Origin of the sequence: Streptomyces sp. NBC_01546, assembly GCF_045208355.1 — a bacterium.
In the GTDB taxonomy this organism is placed as follows: domain Bacteria; phylum Actinomycetota; class Actinomycetes; order Streptomycetales; family Streptomycetaceae; genus Streptomyces.
Genome location: NZ_CP109379.1, coordinates 2,218,989 through 2,236,222 on the forward strand (window position 1 = coordinate 2,218,989; position 17,234 = coordinate 2,236,222).

16 protein-coding genes are annotated in these 17,234 nt (G+C 73.8%); 5 read left to right on the forward strand and 11 right to left on the reverse strand.

Going from position 1 to position 17,234, the window contains the following annotated elements; translation table 11 throughout:
* Positions 1-2: 2 nt before the first annotated feature.
* The 8 genes from OHA89_RS10090 to OHA89_RS10125 all read right to left on the reverse strand — a co-directional run bounded on the left by OHA89_RS10090 (position 3) and on the right by OHA89_RS10125 (position 9,362).
* Positions 3-965 (reverse strand): ornithine cyclodeaminase family protein, encoded by a 963-nt coding sequence (locus tag OHA89_RS10090; RefSeq protein ID WP_266614350.1) that lies wholly within the window; start codon positions 963-965, stop codon positions 3-5.
* The gene (locus OHA89_RS10095) at positions 962-1,978 is read right to left on the reverse strand and encodes a proline racemase family protein (RefSeq protein WP_266614352.1); all 1,017 of its coding nucleotides are present in this window, start codon (positions 1,976-1,978) and stop codon (positions 962-964) included. The genes OHA89_RS10090 and OHA89_RS10095 overlap by 4 nt, the downstream gene beginning before the upstream one ends.
* Positions 1,975-2,979 (reverse strand): proline racemase family protein, encoded by a 1,005-nt coding sequence (locus tag OHA89_RS10100; protein WP_266942837.1) that lies wholly within the window; start codon positions 2,977-2,979, stop codon positions 1,975-1,977. The genes OHA89_RS10095 and OHA89_RS10100 overlap by 4 nt, the downstream gene beginning before the upstream one ends.
* A gap of 36 nt (positions 2,980-3,015) precedes the next feature.
* Complete coding sequence (locus tag OHA89_RS10105; RefSeq protein WP_257553740.1) at positions 3,016-3,954, reverse strand: dihydrodipicolinate synthase family protein; 939 nt, start codon at positions 3,952-3,954, stop codon at positions 3,016-3,018.
* Positions 3,955-4,030: 76 nt separating this feature from the next.
* Entirely contained in the window at positions 4,031-5,455 is a 1,425-nt protein-coding gene (locus tag OHA89_RS10110; RefSeq protein ID WP_406365927.1) for an NAD(P)/FAD-dependent oxidoreductase, read from the reverse strand.
* Positions 5,436-5,765 (reverse strand): (2Fe-2S)-binding protein, encoded by a 330-nt coding sequence (locus tag OHA89_RS10115; RefSeq protein WP_257553742.1) that lies wholly within the window; start codon positions 5,763-5,765, stop codon positions 5,436-5,438. Before OHA89_RS10115 ends, OHA89_RS10110 begins: the two co-directional genes overlap by 20 nt.
* Entirely contained in the window at positions 5,762-6,922 is a 1,161-nt protein-coding gene (locus OHA89_RS10120; RefSeq protein ID WP_266614359.1) for an FAD-binding oxidoreductase, read from the reverse strand. The genes OHA89_RS10115 and OHA89_RS10120 overlap by 4 nt, the downstream gene beginning before the upstream one ends.
* Before the next feature lie 70 nt (positions 6,923-6,992).
* Positions 6,993-9,362 (reverse strand): collagenase, encoded by a 2,370-nt coding sequence (locus OHA89_RS10125; protein ID WP_406365929.1) that lies wholly within the window; start codon positions 9,360-9,362, stop codon positions 6,993-6,995.
* Between the two features lie 174 nt (positions 9,363-9,536).
* Between OHA89_RS10125 and OHA89_RS10130 the strand changes: the two genes are divergently transcribed.
* Positions 9,537-10,907, forward strand: a complete 1,371-nt coding sequence (locus OHA89_RS10130) for an aminopeptidase P family protein (protein WP_406365930.1) — start codon at positions 9,537-9,539, stop codon at positions 10,905-10,907.
* On the opposite strand, the gene OHA89_RS10135 is transcribed toward OHA89_RS10130, so the two are convergent.
* The gene (locus OHA89_RS10135) at positions 10,904-11,812 is read right to left on the reverse strand and encodes a LysR family transcriptional regulator (protein WP_406365931.1); all 909 of its coding nucleotides are present in this window, start codon (positions 11,810-11,812) and stop codon (positions 10,904-10,906) included. The genes OHA89_RS10130 and OHA89_RS10135 overlap by 4 nt on opposite strands.
* Positions 11,813-11,930: 118 nt before the next feature.
* Between OHA89_RS10135 and OHA89_RS10140 the strand changes: the two genes are divergently transcribed.
* Together OHA89_RS10140 and OHA89_RS10145 are read left to right on the forward strand one after the other, a co-directional pair.
* Positions 11,931-12,659: an SDR family NAD(P)-dependent oxidoreductase gene (locus tag OHA89_RS10140; RefSeq protein WP_215142345.1), complete on the forward strand. Its 729-nt coding sequence runs from the start codon at positions 11,931-11,933 to the stop codon at positions 12,657-12,659.
* Between the two features lie 39 nt (positions 12,660-12,698).
* Positions 12,699-12,905, forward strand: coding sequence for a 4-oxalocrotonate tautomerase family protein (locus OHA89_RS10145; RefSeq protein ID WP_215142347.1), 207 nt, complete (start codon positions 12,699-12,701; stop codon positions 12,903-12,905).
* A gap of 237 nt (positions 12,906-13,142) precedes the next feature.
* Here the strand turns inward: OHA89_RS10145 and OHA89_RS10150 are convergent, their stop codons facing one another.
* Together OHA89_RS10150 and OHA89_RS10155 are read right to left on the reverse strand one after the other, a co-directional pair.
* Positions 13,143-13,541 (reverse strand): RidA family protein, encoded by a 399-nt coding sequence (locus OHA89_RS10150; protein WP_266614365.1) that lies wholly within the window; start codon positions 13,539-13,541, stop codon positions 13,143-13,145.
* Positions 13,538-14,665 (reverse strand): acyl-CoA dehydrogenase family protein, encoded by a 1,128-nt coding sequence (locus tag OHA89_RS10155; RefSeq protein WP_266614366.1) that lies wholly within the window; start codon positions 14,663-14,665, stop codon positions 13,538-13,540. Before OHA89_RS10155 ends, OHA89_RS10150 begins: the two co-directional genes overlap by 4 nt.
* A 114-nt stretch (positions 14,666-14,779) precedes the next feature.
* Here OHA89_RS10155 and OHA89_RS10160 point away from each other — a divergent pair, with 114 nt between their 5' ends.
* Both OHA89_RS10160 and OHA89_RS10165 read left to right on the forward strand, forming a co-directional pair.
* Positions 14,780-16,411 carry an AMP-binding protein gene (locus tag OHA89_RS10160; RefSeq protein ID WP_406365934.1) on the forward strand — a complete coding sequence of 544 codons (1,632 nt, stop codon included), beginning with the start codon at positions 14,780-14,782 and terminating at the stop codon, positions 16,409-16,411.
* 4 nt (positions 16,412-16,415) lie between these two features.
* Positions 16,416-17,228 (forward strand): PaaX family transcriptional regulator C-terminal domain-containing protein, encoded by an 813-nt coding sequence (locus OHA89_RS10165; RefSeq protein WP_406365935.1) that lies wholly within the window; start codon positions 16,416-16,418, stop codon positions 17,226-17,228.
* The last annotated feature ends 6 nt before the right edge of the window (positions 17,229-17,234 follow it).

Genomic DNA, 17,234 nt, shown 5'->3' on the forward strand with positions numbered 1-17,234 from the left:
TGTCACGTTTCGCTGCTCGCCCCGGCGGCCTGGAACAGCGCGACCGCCACGGCAAGATCCTCCCAGGCCATGCCCACACTCTTGAAGAGCTGTGGACAACCCGGCGTCCCGCCCACGGGCATCCGGCCCGTGACGAGGTCCGCGAGGGTGCCGGTGATGTGGCCGGGCCCGATGGCGCCCTCGGCCTCCGGGACCAGCAGGTCCCCCGCCTCGCGCAGGGCCGCCGCGCGCGACTCCACGTACACCGCCGCGCGTCGCACGAGGGCGGTGTCCGTCTCCCGGGCCTCCGGCTCGTGCGAACCGACGGCGACGACCGTTGCCCCGGGGCCCACCAGCCGTCCGTCGAAGAGGGGTTCCCGGGCCGTGGTGCAGCAGACGACCAGATCGGCGCCGGCCACGTCCTCGGGGGTGCCCGTGCGGGCGGCCGGGCCCAGGGTGCGGGCGTGCGCGGCGAGCTTCTCCGCGCCCTCGGGCCTGCGGGCGACGACCACCACCTCGGCCAACTCCCTTACCGCGAGCGTCGCTTCGAGGTGCCCGTACGCCTGCGGCCCCGAGCCGAAGAGCACCAGTCGCAGCGGCCGCCCGGCCGGCGCCAGGTGGCGCAGCGCGAGGGCGGAGACCGCCGGTGTGCGCAGGGCGGTCAGCGCCGCGCCGTCGAGCAGGGCGAGCGGGCGCAGGGTCGGCCCGTCCAGCAGCAGGTAGGACCCGGTGATCCGGGGCAGCCCGCGAGCCGGATTGCCCGGCGCGACCCCGGCGATCTTCACCCCGGCGTACGTCCCGGACGCGGCCGGCATCAGCAGCAGTTCGCCACCGCCTGGTACGGGGAGGGCGGTGCGCTGCGGGCAGCCCTCCGGGTCGAGGCCGCCCCGCAGGGCGGCGGCCAGTGCGTCGGCCGCGGCGGCCGGGGTGAGCAGCCCGGCCGTCTGCTCGGCGGTCAGTTGCGGGATCACAGCAGGTCCGCTCATAGCAAGAACCCCGCGCCGAGGGCGTCGTACGGGTCGGCCGTGAAGGCGTGTTCACCGGTGCGGTAGGCGGTGCCGGTGACCTCGGTGACGCCACCGGGGAGCATCCGTCCGGTGAACACCGTGCCCGTGACCGACTCGTGCAGCAGGTCCTCGCCCGGACCGAGCCGCCCGTCTTCCGCGAGCAGCGCGAGCCGCGTCGAGGTGCCCGAGCCGCAGGGCGAGCGGTCGATCTGACCGTCGGCGAAGACGGTGACGTTGCGCTGGTGCGGCCCGAAGGGAGTGCCGGGGAGCTCCTCGTACAGGATCACCCCGTAGACCCCGGACAGGAGCGGGCCGTCGGGGTGCCAGGTGGCCGGGTGGGTGGCCAGCGCGGCACGGATCTCCTGGCCGGCCCGCACCAGCGCGGGCAGCGAGGCCCGGGAGACGTCGAGGCCGAGGTCGCGGGCGGCGACCGAGGCGTAGCAGGCCCCGGCGTGTGCGAGGTCCACCTCCGCCATGCCGAGGGTGGTCGCCACCGGCACCTTGCGGGCGCTGACCCGGGCCGGGACGTTGCGGAAGGTGACACCGGTGGTGCGGCCGCCGTCCCGGTGCACGGTCGCGGTGACCCGGCCCGACGGCACGTCGATGCGCACCTGGGCGTCCCCGTCGTCGGGTGCGGCGACCCGGCCGGTGTCCACGGCCCAGACGCCGAGGGCCATGGCGCCGTGGCCGCAGGCGGTGGAGTAGCCGTCCTTGTGCCAGAAGAGCACCCCGAAGTGGGCCCCGTCGTCGTCGGGCGGGACGACGAAGCCCCCGTACATCCCGGCGTGCCCGCGCGGCTCCTGCACCAGCAGGCGCCGTACGTCGTCCAGGGCTCCGCGGCGCGGTGCGGTTCCGGATCCTCCGGGACCGATGGCGGTGGCACAGCGTTCGGCGACGGTGTCACCGGGCACGGCCAGGCCCTCCGCGCCGCAGTCGACGATGCGGAAGGGCTCGCCGGCGGTGTGGTAGTCCACCGTTCGGACGGTGCTCACAGCAGGAAGCCTCCGGGGAAGGGGTCGGCCGGGTCGAGGAAGTACTGGGCGGTGCCCGTGATCCAGGCGCGGCCGGTGACGGTGGGGACCACGGCCGGGAGCCCGCCGACGGTGGTCTCGCCGACGAGGCGGCCGGTGAACTCGGTGCCGATGAAGGACTCGTTGACGAAGTCCGCGCCGAGCTCCAGCAGGCCGCGGGCGTGCAGCTGGGCCATGCGCGCGCTGGTGCCCGTACCGCAGGGCGAGCGGTCGAACCAGCCCGGGTGGATGGCCATCGCGTGCCTGGAGCGGCGGGCGTCGGAGCCGGGGGCGGCGAGGTAGACGTGCTTGACCCCGGCGATGGAGGGGTTCTCGGGGTGGACGGGCCGGTCCCCGGAGCCGTTGATCGCGTCCATGATCGCGAGCCCGGCGGTGATCAGCTCGTCCTTGCGGGCGCGGTCGAAGGGGAGCCCGAGGTCGTCGAGTTCGACGAAGGCGTAGAAGTTTCCGCCGTAGGCGAGGTCGTAGGTGACCGTGCCGAAGCCGGGGACCTCGGCCTTCAGATCGAGCCCTACGCAGAAGGACGGGACGTTGGTGAGGGTGACGGCGGTGGCCGCGCCGTCCTCCACCTGGACATCGACGCTCACCAGTCCGGCCGGGGTGTCGAGCCGGACGGTGGTGACCGGCTCGACGACGGGCACCATGCCGGTCTCGACCAGCACGGTGGCCACCCCGATGGTCCCGTGCCCGCACATCGGCAGCAGGCCCGACACCTCGATGTAGAGCACGCCGAAGTCGGCGTCGGGCCGGGTGGGCGGCTGGAGGATGGCGCCGCTCATCGCGGCGTGCCCGCGCGGCTCGTACATGAGCAGCGTCCGCACGTGGTCCGTGTGCTCGATGAAGTGGAGCCGCTTCTCGGCCATCGTGGCGCCGGGGATCACCCCGATGCCCCCGGTGATGACGCGGGTCGGCATGCCCTCGGTGTGCGAGTCCACCGCGTGGTAGACGTGGCGCGTACGCATGGAGTCCCCTCCGACAGGGTGTTATCCGACAGGGTGCTAGTTGAGACCCTCGGCGAGGGCCTTCTCGGTGGCGGCGCGGACGGCGGCCTCGGTGTCGCCGGTGAGCGGGAAGCGCGGCGGGCGGGTGGCGCCGCCGGGGCGGCCCGCCAGGTCCATGGAGAGCTTGATGGCCTGGACGAACTCGGTCTTGGAGTCCCAGCGCAGCAGGGAGTGCAGGGACTTGTAGAGCGGCAGGGCGGTGGCGAGGTCACCGGCGACGGCGGCCCGGTAGAGGGTGGCGCAGGACTGCGGCAGGGCGTTGGGGTAGCCGGCTATCCAGCCGACGGCGCCCGCGAGGGCGAGTTCGAGGAGCACGTCGTCGGCGCCGATGAGCAGGTCCAGGCCGGGGGCGAGTTCGGCGATCTCGTAGGCGCGGCGCACGTCCCCGCTGAACTCCTTGACGGCGACGATGGATCCGTCGGCGTGCAGCCGGGCCAGCAGGGCCGGGACCAGGTCGACCTTGGTGTCGTACGGGTTGTTGTACGCGACGACGGGCAGCCCGGCGCGGGCGACCTCGGCGTAGTGGGCGCGTACGGTCTCCTCGTCGGCCCGGAAGGCGTTGGGGGGCAGCAGGAGTACGGAGCCGGCCCCGGCCTCGGCGGCCTGCTCGGCCCAGCGGCGGGCTTCGGCGCTGCCGTAGGCGGCGACTCCGGGCATGACGCGGGATCCGTCGCCCGCGGCCTCGACGGCGGTACGGACGACGCGGGCCCGCTCCTCGTCGTCGAGGGTCTGGTACTCGCCGAGGGAGCCGTTGGGGACCACGCCGTCGCAGCCGTTGGCGATCAGCCAGGCCACGTGCTCGGCGTAGGCGTCGTAGTCGACGCTGAGGTCCTCGCGCAGGGGCAGCGCGGTGGCGACCATGATGCCGTGCCAGGGGCGGGTGCGGGTGTCCGTGCCGGTGGCCGGGCGGGGCGCGGGGGTGGGCGCGTGGGTCATGAGGTGACTCCCTAGTGTGGTGTGTGACATTTTACTAGTGGGTGTGAGTCGGCCACAAGGGCCGGGGACGGTCCGATCAGTGCGCGTCCGGGGGAAGTTCGGCGAGCAGGCGCAGCGGGACCGGGCAGGACAGCGGCCGCCGGTCGGGCGCCGGGGCCTCACCGGCGAGGGCGGCCACGGCCGGGCCGCACATCCGGCCCTGGCACCAGCCCATGCCCGCCCGGGTGAGGAGTTTGACCGTACGGGCGTCCCGCGCGCCGAGTTCCCCGGCGGCCTCGCGGATCCGGCCGGCCGGCACCTCCTCACAGCGGCACACGACGGCGTCGTCCCGGAGCCAGCCGGTCCAGCCGGGGCCCGGGCGGTGGGCGGCGCCCATCGCGTCGGCGAAGGCGCGCAGCCGCGCGCGGCGGCGGACGAGCCCGGCGGGGGCGGGCCGTCCGGCGATCGCGTGGGCCGCGATCTCCCCTTCGGCGAGGGCGAGTCCGGCGCCGCCGATGCCGCCGGTCTCGCCCGCGGACCAGACACCGGGGACGGAGGTCCGCATCCCGGCGTCCAGCTCGAGGGCCACGGTGCCGTCGGGGCTGCGGCGGGTGGCGCAGCCGAGGCCGGTGGCGAGCTCCAGCTGGGGCACCAGGCCGTGGCCGACGGCGAGGGCGTCGCAGGGGATCCGGCGGGCGGTGCCGGGCAGCGGGCGCCAGTCGCGGTCGAGGCGGGCGACGGTGACGGCCTCGACCCGGTCGGTGCCGTGGGCCTCGGTGACGGCGTGCCGGGTGAGGAGGCGGATGCGGTGCCCGGCCAGCGCGGCGCCGTAGGCGGCGGCCTCGGCGAGCTTGCCGGGGTTGCGCAGCAGCACCGGGGTCCTGGCGGCGTACGCGGTGTAGGCGGCGGCCTCGACGACCGCGGGGACGGTGGCTCCGGCGGCGGCGAGGGACCCGGCCACCGCGAGCAGCAGCGGGCCGCTCCCGGCGACGACCACGCGCTTGCCGGGCAGTACGAGCCCGGCCTTGAGCATGGCCTGGGCCCCGCCGGCCCCGACGACCCCGGGCAGGGTCCAGCCGGGGAAGGGCAGTTGGCGCTCGTAGGCGCCGGTGGCGATGAGCAGGGCGCGGGCGTGGACCGCCGCCGCGCGCTCCTCGGGCCCCGCGACGGCGTGCAGCACCCAGTGGCCGCCGTCCGGCACCACGGTCCACACGTGGTGGGCCGTCAGGTACGTGACGCGGCCCGCCGACACGTGGGCGCGCAGGGCGGCTTCGCGGCTGGCGAACTCGGGCCAGGCGTGGTGGAGGGCCTCGGGGCGGGCGGCGCCGAGGCCGGGCGCGGGATGCCGGTAGAACTGCCCGCCGGGCTGCTCCCCCGCGTCGAGGAGGGTGACGCGCAGGCCGAGGCCGGCGGCCGTGACGGCGGCGGCCAGGCCGGCCGGGCCGGCGCCGACGACGGCGAGGTCGGCGAGGTCGGCGGGCCCGGACCCGGGGGCGTCCGGCTCAGACGGCGAGGTCGGCATGGCCGGTTCCCTCCTGGGTGGTGACGGTGTCCCCCGGTCGGGCGGGGACCAGGCAGGCCCGCTGGTTCGGGCGGCCGTTGACGGTGACGAGGCAGTCGTAGCAGCTGCCGATCCCGCAGAAGGCGCCGCGCGGGGCGCCGCCCTCGCGGGTGGTGCGCCAGGCGAGGATCCCGGCCGACCACAGCACGGCGGCGATGGACTGGCCCTCCTGCGCGGGCAGTTCGCGGCCGTCGAAGCCGATGGTGTGGGCGGACAACGGGCTGCCGCCGACGAGCGAGCGGGGGGTGCGGTCGCGGTCGTGTGCCTTCATCGGGACGCCTCCGCGGCTCGGTCGGGAAATCGGTCGGGACGGAACGGGGCCAGGGGGACCGCCGGTTCGGTTCCCGTCAGGGCGGCTGCGATCAGGGCGCCGGTGGCCGGGGCCAGGCCGATGCCCGCGCCCTCGTGCCCGCAGGCGTGCAGCAGTCCGGGACGGCGCGGGTCCGGGCCGATCGCCGGGAGGTGGTCGGGGAGGTAGGGGCGGAAGCCGTGATAGGTGCGCAGCACCCGGACGTCCGCGAGGACCGGGAAGAGGGCCGCCGCCTGGGCGGCGAGGCGGCGCAGGGCCTCCGTGGACAGGGTGCGGTCGAAGCCGACGCGTTCGCGGGTGGCCCCGATCAGGACCGGGCCCGCCGGGGTGCCCTCGACCACGGCCGAGGACTGCAGGGCCGCGGAGCCGCTGGCGACGTCCGCGATGTAGTCGGCGGCGTAGACCTTGTGCCGGACCATCCTGGGCAGCGGCTCGGTCACCAGGACGAAGCCGCGGCGCGGGAGGACGGGCAGGCTCACGCCCGCGAGCTCCGCGACGGCCCCGGCCCAGGTGCCCGCCGCGTTCACCACGGCGGGGGCCAGGAGTTCGCGGCGCGCGGTGCGGACCCCGCAGACGGCCTCGCCGGAGCGCACGAAGCCCGTCACCTCCTCGCCGAGGTGGACCTCGGCGCCCGACGCGGCCAGCAGCCGGGCCGCCGCCTGGGCGGGCTGGACCTGGGCGTCCTGCGGGTAGCGGAAGCCTCCCGCGAGGCCCGGGGCCAGATGGGGCTCCAGGGTGCGCAGGTCGCCGGCCGCCGCTTCGATCGCGTCGACCCCGGCCTTGCGCTGGCCTTCGGCGAAGCTCCGCAGGGCTTCGAGCGAAGCCTGGTCCGGGGCGACGACGAGGCCGCCCTTGGCCTCGTACTCGATCTCCTGCGGGAGGACGGCGGCGAGCTCGCGCCACAGCCCGGTGGAGAGCAGGGCGAGGTCGAGCTCCGGGCCCGCCTCCTTGTCGGAGACGAGCAGGTTGCCTTCGCCGGCGCCCGTCGTGCCGCCCGCGACCGGGCCTCGGTCGACCACGGCCACGGAGAGTCCGGCGCGGGCCGCGTAGTACGCGCACGCCGCTCCGACGACGCCGGCGCCGATGATGACGGCGTCCAGGGAGTGTCTCTTGAGCACGACAGTAATATGTCACATTCTTTAGTGGCTGCCCAGACCGGCCCTCCGAGGAGGGCCGGTCCGGTACGGATCAGCTGCGGAGCGGGCCCTCACAGCTGTAACTCGACGTACCCGCCACCTTGTTCGACCAGATCTCCACCGGCCCGAAGGAGCAGTTCATGTCGGCCAGGTTGTTGGAGGCCGTACCGGAGCGGTCGAGTATGAAGTAGTCGACCGTCTCGGACATGTCCTTGAAGTTCTGGTCGTCACTGCGCCAGTTCTTCAGGTTCGCGGTGATCCGCCCGGTACAGGTGAAGCGGCGCTTGCCGGGGTCGCCGTTCTCCACGCAGTCCGGGGTGCTGTAGGTGGCCGTGGCGAAGGAGGACTTCACCGAGGCCAGCGCCGAGTCGCGCAGCTGGTCGTTGGGGGTGAAGGAGGTGTTCGGCACGAAGAGCTGGTCGACCTTGGCGATCTGCGCGTCCAGGAAGCGGTCGTAGTCGCGCTGGAGGTAGGTGTCGGCGCCCATCCGGTGGCGCCAGGCGTCGTACGCCGCGACGTCGTTGTTGCGGAGGTGGGTGTACATCTCGCGCAGCAGCGTGGGCTTCTCGGTCCACAGGAACTCGAAGAAGGTGCCGGCGTAGCTGTAGAAGCGGAAGCCGTCGCCGTCGTAGGTGGCGTTCAGCAGCTGCTCGACGGACATGCGCGGGCCGCCGCCCGAGGTGTCGCTGATGATGCTCTTGACCAGGGACTTGCGGACGGCGATGCCGTTGTCGCGGGTGGCGCCGTCGAAGAACTCGGCCGTGCCCTCGTCCATGGCGGTCGTACGGTCGCCTTCGTACCAGGGGCCTTCCCCGAAGAAGCCGGGGACGGCGAAGCGGCCGTTGAGGTAGTGCGTGTACTCGTGGCGGAAGAGCTCCTCGAGGGTGAGGGAGGAGTCCTGCGGGACGCGGCGCTGGTAGGTGTAGAAGGTGGCGCCGTTCTCGATGTAGATGCCGCCGTTGTTGGTGCCGTAGCCGGTCAGGATCGGGTGGTAGTTCTCGTAGTCGGCGCGGGAGGCGTAGAGCACGATGTTCAGGGTGGTGTTGGGGTCTCCGGCGAGCGGCTGGTCCGTGCCGAGGACCCGGTGGTACTGGGTCTTGACCTGCTTGCTGGCGTAGTAGAGCTGGTCGACGGTGGCCCGGTCGAGGGCGGTGCGGACCTTGATGGCGCCGTTGTCGTAGGTGAAGGTGTTCGGGAAGAGCTGCTTCTCGATGTCCTCCTTGCAGACCCCGTACTGCTTGCACGCCTGGTAGTAGTTGAGCCAGGAGACGAGCTTGGCCCACGGCTCGCTGCCGAAGGCGGACTTCACCGGCCCCAGCAGGGCGCCGAGGTCGGCGACGACCTGGTCCTTGAGGGCCGGGATCTGGCCGAAGCGGCCGTACTCGCCGAGTGCGTCGCGCACCACCCAGGCGTTGCCGGTGCCCTTGAGGTGGGTGTAGCCCGAGAAGGCCTTGAAGACCGCGCGGTACGCGGGGTCGGCCGCCACCGCCGCCTGGAAGGCGGTGTCGTGGTTGCCGTCGTAGACGCCGAGGTAGTTGACGGAGAGGCCGGCGAGCGCCGCGCCCGCCCAGCCGGCGTCCAGGTGGGTGGCCGGGTGGGCCGGGTCCATGGTGGCCAGGACCTTCTTGATGAGGCCCAGCTGGTGCTGGCGCAGGCCCGGTGCGCTGCCGGCGTAGAGGGCCTCGCGCAGGGTGCGGGCGTTGGAGGCCGTGACGTCGAAGGTGTGGGCGGCGCTGCCGAAATCGGCGATGGCCTGGCGCATGGCGTTCACGGTCGGCGCGTCGGTGACGTCGATCTCGTCGCGCGAGTAGTCGTGGTAGGCGACCGCGTGCAGGTAGGTGAACATCTCCTCCAGGTGGGAGGAGTTGCGGCCGTCGTGGGCGGCGGCCAGGCCGGATATCCGGCGCGAGACGGCCTGGACGTGCGCATCGGACATCACGGGGGCCAGGCGGGCGTCCCAGGTCCAGATCAGGCCGCGCAGGCAGCCGTCGGCGAGGACGGCCTGGTCGGCGAGGAAGTCGGCGAACTGCTCCGGGCCGAGGCTGGTGATCCCGTCGAGGGTGCAGGGGACGCCCGCCGCGACGCTCCGTGCGGTGGGGGCCGTCTGGGCCGCCGCCTTGCGGCTCTTCTCGGTGCGCTCGGCGGGCGCGGAGGCGGCCGTGGCCGCGCCGGGGACCTGCCCGGTGAGGGCCTGCCCGCCGGGGGCCGGGGCGGGGGCGGGGGTCGTCTCGGGGGCGTTGGCGAGGTGGTCGACCTCGTCGAACGGGTTCGCGGCGGGCGCCGGGTCGGCCTGGGCCCCGGCGAACGTGGCCGGCACCGGGGCTTCCGCGGCCTGCGTGGTGGCCTGCCCGGCGGAGGCGAGGAGCGTCACAGCGACGGCGGAGGCGAGGAGGGACGAGCGCACAGCTCTGTGCTTGGACACCGAGAACTCCTGGTTGGAGAGGGTGAGGTGGGGGGTGGTGCGTTGAACGGCCCTGCGTCACACGGCGTTTGACGGGGATTAACGTGCCGAGGTGTGAGCTGTAACATAGTAATGTGAAATTGCACTGACAAGACCTGTGCGACCACCAGTTCGCATCTTCTTGAGGGAGCCCCCGTGACCGACACTCCATCCCGCCTCCACACGGGCAGCCACGACCTGCCGGTATCACCGGAGTTGTCCCGTTTCATGGCGGACAACTGGGCCGCCTCCCCGCTGCCCGGCTCCGTCCGCGTCCCCGGCCACGCCGTCACCCCGGCCCGCCAGGCGCGGCTCTCGGCCCGCTTCCCGGGCGAGCGGCTGATCATCCCGGCCGGCGGGCTGAAGGTCCGCTCCAACGACTGCGACCACCGCTTCCGCCCGCACAGCGCCTACGCCTGGCTGACGGGCCTGACCGGCGAGGACCAGGCGGGCCACGTCCTGGTCATGGAACCCTCGGGCCCGCACGCCCACGAGGCGGTGCTGTACCTGCGGCCGCGCTCGCCGCGGGCGGACGGGAACGAGGAGTTCTTCCGCGACCGCCGGTACGGGGAGTTCTGGGTGGGCCGCCGCCCCGACCTGGCAGAGGCGGAACGCCTCACCGGGATCCGCTGCGCGCACCTGGACCTGCTCGGGTCCCCGGCCGGCCGCGACGCCTCCACCGACGCGGAACTCGCCGCCGCCCTCTCGGAGTTGCGCCTGGTGAAGGACGCCTGGGAGGTCGAGCAGCTCCAGCTGGCGGTCGACCACACGACGGCGGGGTTCGAGGACGTCGTACGGGCACTGCCGCGCGCCCTGGCGCACCCGCGCGGGGAGCGGTGGATCGAGGGGGTCTTCGGCCTGCGCGCCCGGGCCGAGGGCAACGGCACCGGGTACGAGACCATCGCGGCGTCCGGCGCGCACGCGTGCACGCTGCACTGGATCCGCAACGACGGCCGGCTGAACGGGGACGAACTGCTGCTCCTGGACGCGGGCGTGGAGACGGACACCCTGTACACGGCGGACATCACCCGCACCCTCCCGCTGTCGGGCCGTTTCACCTCCGTCCAGCGGCAGGTGTACGAACTGGTCCTGGCCGCCCAGGAGGCGGGCATGGCCGCGCTGCGTCCCGGGGCGAGCTTCGGGGACTTCCACCGGGCCGGGATGCGGGTGATCGCGGAGGGCCTGGCGGAGTGGGGCGTCCTGAAGGACGCGGCGGGCGACCTGCACCGGCGGTACACCCTGTGCAGCAGCGGGCACATGCTGGGCCTGGACGTCCACGACTGCGCGAAGGCGCGGGCGGAGACCTACCTGGAAGGGGTCCTGGAGGAGGGTCAGGTCCTCACGGTGGAGCCGGGCCTGTACCTCCAGCCGGACGACGAGACCCTCCCGCCGGAGCTGCGCGGCATCGGGGTCCGCATCGAGGACGACCTGGTCATCACCGCGGACGGCGCCCGCCTGATGTCGGGCGCCCTGCCCCGCACGGTGGCGGGGATCGAGGAGTGGATGGGCCGCCTGCTGGAGGGCTAACCGCTGATCGGGGCGGTGAGGCGGGTGGTGAGTTCCTCGATGAAGGCCTCGAGGTGGGGCGGGCGCGGCCCGGTCCGGGTGGCGCAGAACCACGTACGGGTCAGCGGCTGCTCGCCGATGCGGACCAGCGCGAGGCCGTGCGAGGACACGTACGGGGCCGCCACCCAGTTGGGGAGCACCGTCACGCCCTGGCCGCCCGCCACCATCTCGATCACCAGGTCCGTCACCACCGGCATGGTGGTGATCCGGCCGGGCCGGGCCCCGGCCGGGATCGGCAGCGGCATCGACGGGATGCGGTTCTGGTCGTAGCCGTCGTAGAGGACCAGGTCGGCGCCGTCGAAATCACGGGCGGTCAGGTGCCCGCGGGAGGCCCACGGGTGTCCGGCGGGCACCACGGCCATCATCTCGTCGTCGAACAGCTTGGTCAGGGACACCCGGTCCATCTGCAGGTCCGGCTTGGTGACCAGCGCGACGTCGACCAGGTCGGCCAGCAGCGCCGGGATCGGGGCGTCGTCCGCGACGGCCTCGATGCGCACGTCGATGTCCGGCTCGCGCTCGCGGAAAGCCCGCAGGACGGGCGGCAGCCACGGGAAGGTGGTGCTGCACTGCGCGGTGAAGCGGACCCGCCAACCGTGCCCGTCGCGGATCTCCCGCAGGTCACGGGAGGCCGACTCCAGTTCGCCGAGGATCTGGCGGGCGGCGACCAGCAGCCGGCGGCCCGCCGCGTTGGGCACCAGGCGGCGGCCCTTGCGGTCGAAGAGCTGCATGCCGAGGCGGGCCTCCAGCCGGGTGAGCCGCTGGCTGAGGGCCGGCTGGCTCACGTACAGCCGCTCGGCGGCGGCCGTCAGCGAGCCGGCCTCGGCCGTGGCGTCGAGGAGCTCCAGGTCACGCAGATCCACATCCATAACCTGGGATTATCACACGCTCCAATCTACGTCGTGGTGTTATGGGTTGAGGGTTCATAGGTTCTTGGGTGTCAGCCGGACGAACGAGTCCGCCGATCCGCCCCGAAAGGCACCCACCATGACCACTGCCCTCATCACCGGATCCTCCAGCGGCATCGGCCTGGACATCGCCCGGGCCTTCCTGGCGAGCGGCGCGAACGTCGTCCTGAACGGCCGCGATGCCGACCGCCTCGCCAAGACCGCCGCCGGCCTCGGCCATCCGGAGCGGACCGCGTGGGTCGCGGGCAGCATCGCCGAGCGGGAGACCGGCGAGGCCCTCGTCCGTACGGCTCTGGAGCGCTTCGGCCGCATCGACGTCCTGGTCAACAACGCCGGCACCTTCGCCTCCAAGCCCTTCACCGAGGTCACGGAGGCCGAACTCGACGGCTTCCTGACGGGCAACCTCAAGGGCACCTACCTCACCACCCAGGCCGTGGTGCGGGCGCTGCGCGCGCAGGGCGAGGGCGGCAGCATCGTCAACATCGGCACCGTCCTGGTGGACCACGGGCTGGCCGGCTTCCCGGCCAGCGCGCCGGTGGTCAGCAAGGCCGGTGTGCACGGGCTGACCACGAGCCTGGCCGCCGAGCTGGCGGCCGACGGCATCCGCGTCAACCTCGTCTCGCCCGGCATCATCCGCACCCCGCTGCACGAGGGCGCCGACGTGGACACCTTCGGCGGGCTCGCCCTCCTCAACCGGGTCGGGGAGGCCTCCGAGATCGCCGAAGCGGTGCTGTACCTCGCGGGCGCCGGCTTCGTGACCGGCCACGCCCTGCGCGTGGACGGCGGCCACGTCACGGGCCGTTCCTGACCACCCCTCCCCTCCCTCCCTTACGAAAGGACTTCCACCATGCCGTACGTCAACGTCAAGATCACCCGTGAAGGCGCCACCGCCGCCCAGAAGGCCGAGATCATCGCCGGTGTCACCGACCTGCTGGTCAAGGTCCTCGACAAGGACCCGGCCACCACCTTCGTCCTCATCGACGAGGTCGCGCTGGAGGACTGGGGCGTGGCCGGCGTCCCCACGGACGAGTACCGCCGCCGCCCCCGCGGCTAGGCCACCGGGGGGCGATCCCCCACCCCGCCCCTCCCCGAAACCGGGCTCCGCCCAGACCCTCCCCCAGACTCCGTCCGGGGGGGACCCCCACTCAAACGCCGGCGAGGCTGAAATTGCCGCTGCGCGGCAATCCAGCCGCGCCTGGCAGGCTGCACCAGCCAAAATCCAGCCCCGCCGGCGTTTGAGGCGCGGGGTCTGGGGCGGAGCCCCAGCAGCGGCGCCGCTGGGGCAAAGCGGCTACGGCAGGACGGCCACGCCGTCGAGTTCGACCAGCGCCTGGTCGTCCCAGAGGCGGACCACCCCGATCACGGCCATCGCCGGATAGTCGCGGCCCGCCAACCTCCGCCAGATCCCCCCGAGTTCGCCGGCGCAGTCCCGGTACGCCGCCACGTCCACCGCGTAGACGGTGACACGGGCCAGGTCCCCCGGGGATCCGCCGGACTCCGCGAGCGCCGTCAGCAGGTTGGACAGGGCCCGCTCGAACTGCTCCGGCAGGGTCTCGCCCACCACCTTGCCCGAGGCGTCCAGCGCCGTCTGGCCGGCCAGGAACACCAGCCTGGAACCGGTCGCCGCCACCGCGTGCGAGAAGCCGGTCGGCGGCGACAGCTCCGCCGGGTTGATCCGCTCGAGGCTCATCGCGCGTCCACCCCCCGGTACAGCTCCTTCGCGATGATCGTGCGCTGCACCTCACTGGCCCCTTCGTAGATCCTGGGCGCCCGCACCTCCCGGTAGAGGTGCTCCAGCAGGTGCCCCCGCCGCAGGGCGACCGCCCCGTGCAGCTGGACCGCGTGGTCCACCACGTACTGGGCGGTCTCCGTGGCCAGGAGTTTCGCCATCGCCGCCCGGCGCGGAACGTCCGGGGAGCCCCCGTCGTAGGCGCCGGCCGCCGCGTACACCAGCAGCCGGGCGGCCTCCGTGCGGGTGGCCATCTCGGCCACCCGGTGCGCCACCGCCTGGAGGTCACTCAGCCGCCCGCCGAACGCGGCCCGGTCCGCCGTGTACGCGAGCGTCGCGTCGAGCGCGGCCCGCGCCATGCCCACCGCGAACGCCCCGACGCTCGGCCGGAAGAGGTTCAGCGTGTCCATCGCGACCCGGAAGCCCTGCCCGGGCTCACCGAGCAGGTCTTCGCGGCCCACGGGGACCCCGTCGAAGGCCAGCGAGCCGATGGGATGCGGGGACAGCATGTCCAGTGCTTCGCCGGTCAGCCCGGGACGGTCCGCCGGGACCAGGAAGGCCGACACCCCCTTGGCCCCCGGCCCCTCCCCCGTCCGGGCGAACACGGTGTAGAAGTCCGCCTCCGGCGCGTTGGAGATCCAGCACTTCTCGCCGCCGAGCCGCCAGCCGCCACCGGAATCGGGGGTGGCCGCCAGCGCCAGCGCCGCCGCGTCCGAACCTGCCCCCGGCTCGCTCAGCGCGAAGGCCGCCACCGCCTGCCCGGCACGCACCTGGGGCAGCCATCGCTCGCGCTGCGCCTCGCTGCCCGCCCGCAGCACCGGGTACGCCCCCAGCCCCTGCAGGGCGAGCGCCGTCTCGGCCTCCGTGCAGCCGTAGGCGAGCGACTCCCGCAGCAGGCACAGTTCCAGCGCGCCCGAGGCGAACACCCGCTCCAGCAGGCCCAGCTCCCCCAGCGCCGCGAGCAGCGGCCGGTTGACCCGCCCCGGCTCCCCCTTCTCGGCCAGCGGCCTCAGCCGGTCGGCCGCCAGTGCGCGCAACTGCCCGCACCAGTCCTCCTGGTCCACCCCGAGCGCGAATCCGGTCATCCGAACATCCCCGCTTCTATCGCGTCCTGTTGACTGCCGTCACCATCACGATACGCTCGTGCTGCACGGCCGGCTCCACCCCACCCGGGACCGTCGCAAGGGGGCGAACCCGCCTTGGATCTCAAGCCTTCCGCTCACGCCGACACCTTTGCGCGCGATCATCTGCCGCCCCCGGACACCTGGCCGGAACTCCTCTTCGAACTGCCCGAACTGGCCTATCCGGACCGCCTGAACTGCGCGGCCGAGCTGCTCGACGCCACCATCGCCCGGTTCGGGCCGGGCGGCGCCGATCGCCCCGCCTTCCGCAGCGCCGCGGGCGAGGTGTGGACGTACGGCGGGCTGCGCGAGCGCGTGGACCGCCTTGCCCACGTGCTGACCGTCGATCTCGGCGTCGTCCCCGGCAACCGGGTGCTCCTGCGCGGGCCCACCGGCCCCTGGCTCGCCGCCTGCTGGCTCGCGGTGGTCAAGGCGGGCGCGGTGGCGGTCACCGTGCTGCCCCAGCAGCGCGCCCAGGAGCTCGCCACGGTCTGCGCGATGGCCCGGGTGGGTCACGCCCTGTGCCATGCGGGCGTACTGGACGACCTGGTCAAGGCCGAGGTGCCGGGGCTGCGGATCACCGCGTACGGAGGCGAGGCCCCGGACGATCTGCTGCGCCTGGCCGAAGGGCATGCCGGCCGGCCGTTCCCCGCCGCCCCGACCTCCTGCGACGACGTCGCCCTGATCGCCTTCACCTCGGGAACCACCGGACGGCCCAAGGGGTGCATGCACTTCCACCGCGACGTGCTCTCCGTCGCCGACACCTTCTCCCGCACCGTGCTGCGCCCCCGCCCTGACGACGTCTTCGCGGGCAGCCCGCCGCTCGGATTCACGTTCGGGCTGGGCGGGCTGGTCGTCTTCCCGCTGCGGGCCGGGGCGTCCGCGCTGCTGCTGGAGGAGGCCGGGCCCCGGCACCTGCTGCCCGCGCTCGCCGCGCACCGGGTGACGGTGCTGTTCACGGCGCCCACCGCGTACCGGGCGATGCTGGACGCGCTGGGCCCGTACGACGTGGGCATGTACGACCTCTCCGCACTGCGCCGCTGCGTCTCGGCCGGGGAGAACCTGCCCGCCGCGACCTGGCGGGCCTGGTACGAGCGCACCGGCCTGCGGATCATCAACGGCATCGGGGCCACGGAACTGCTGCACATCTTCATCTCCGCCGCCGACGAGGACATCCGTCCGGGTACCACCGGCCGGGTGGTCCCGGGCTGGCAGGCCCGGGTGGTGGACCACTCCGGCCGCCCGGTCGCCGACAACGAGCCGGGCCTGCTGGCCGTGCGCGGCCCGGTGGGCTGCCGCTACCTGGCCGACCCACGGCAGGGGGAGTACGTCCGGGGCGGCTGGAACCTGACCGGTGACACCTATGTACGCGATCCGGAGGGCTACTTCCGCTACGTCGCCCGCGCCGACGACATGATCATCTCGGCGGGGTACAACATCGCGGGCCCGGAGGTGGAGGAGGCCCTGCTGCGCCACCCGGACGTGGTGGAGGCCGCGGTGGTGGGCCGCCCGGATGAGCGACGCGGACAGGTGGTCGTGGCGTACACCGTCACACGTGAGGGTGTGGTGCTCACGGAGGAGGACCTGCGCACCTTCATGCGGACCGAACTGGCCCCCCACAAGTGCCCGCGCTCCTTCTTCTTCCTCCCCGCCCTCCCCCGGACCGCCACGGGCAAGCTGCAACGGTTCATGCTGCGGGATCTAAAGTGAAGCCGTGGTCGAGCAGCACACTCCGCGATCCCTGATCGTCACGTTCTACGGAGCCTACGGGCGGGCCTTCGAGGGCCCGGTCCCGGTGTCCGCGCTGGTCCGCCTGCTGGGCGCGGTCGGCGTGGACGCCCCGTCGGTCCGCTCGTCGGTGTCCCGGCTGAAGCGGCGCGGCTTCGTGCTGCCCGCGCGCGCGGCGGACGGTTCGGCGGCGTACGAGCTCTCCGCGGAGGCGCGGCAGCTGCTGGACGACGGCGACCGCCGGATCTACGGGACGCCGGCCGACGGGGCGGGGCCGGCGGACGACTGGCTGGTGGCCGTGTTCTCCGTCCCCGAGCAGGAGCGGCACAAGCGGCACCTGCTGCGCTCCCGCCTGGCCCGGCTCGGCTTCGGCACGGTGGCCCCGGGCGTGTGGATCGCCCCGGCCCGGCTGTACGGGGAGACGGAGCACACGCTGGAGCGGCTGCACCTGACGCCGTACGTGGAACTCTTCCGGGGCGCCCACCTCGGCTTCGCCCCGACCGCCGAGGCCGTGGCCCGCTGGTGGGACCTGACGGCCCTGGCCAAGCAGCACGAGGAGTTCCTCGACCTCCACGGACCCGCCCTGCGCGCCCTCCGGCCGGGCCCCGGGCCGACGCCGGAGGAGGCCTACCGCGGCTACCTCCTCGCCCTGGACAGCTGGCGCCGCCTGCCGTACGCCGACCCGGGCCTGCCGCGCGCACTCCTCCCCGCGGACTGGCCGGGCGACCGCGCGGCGGCGGTCTTCGCCGAACTGCACGCACGGCTGCGGGACCTGGGCGCGCGCTTCGCCGGGCAGTGACGCCGA

Bases quoted from the DNA above. Each gene is read 5' to 3' on its own strand.
- OHA89_RS10090 (WP_266614350.1), bottom strand. From the start codon at position 965: ATGAGCGGACCTGCTGTGATCCCGCAACTGACCGCCGAGCAGACGGCC.
- OHA89_RS10155 (WP_266614366.1), bottom strand. From the start codon at position 14,665: ATGACCGGATTCGCGCTCGGGGTGGACCAGGAGGACTGGTGCGGGCAG.
- OHA89_RS10105 (WP_257553740.1), bottom strand. From the start codon at position 3,954: ATGACCCACGCGCCCACCCCCGCGCCCCGCCCGGCCACCGGCACGGAC.
- OHA89_RS10110 (WP_406365927.1), bottom strand. From the start codon at position 5,455: ATGCCGACCTCGCCGTCTGAGCCGGACGCCCCCGGGTCCGGGCCCGCC.
- OHA89_RS10140 (WP_215142345.1), top strand. From the start codon at position 11,931: ATGACCACTGCCCTCATCACCGGATCCTCCAGCGGCATCGGCCTGGAC.
- OHA89_RS10115 (WP_257553742.1), bottom strand. From the start codon at position 5,765: ATGAAGGCACACGACCGCGACCGCACCCCCCGCTCGCTCGTCGGCGGC.
- OHA89_RS10145 (WP_215142347.1), top strand. From the start codon at position 12,699: ATGCCGTACGTCAACGTCAAGATCACCCGTGAAGGCGCCACCGCCGCC.
- OHA89_RS10150 (WP_266614365.1), bottom strand. From the start codon at position 13,541: ATGAGCCTCGAGCGGATCAACCCGGCGGAGCTGTCGCCGCCGACCGGC.
- OHA89_RS10100 (WP_266942837.1), bottom strand. From the start codon at position 2,979: ATGCGTACGCGCCACGTCTACCACGCGGTGGACTCGCACACCGAGGGC.
- OHA89_RS10135 (WP_406365931.1), bottom strand. From the start codon at position 11,812: ATGGATGTGGATCTGCGTGACCTGGAGCTCCTCGACGCCACGGCCGAG.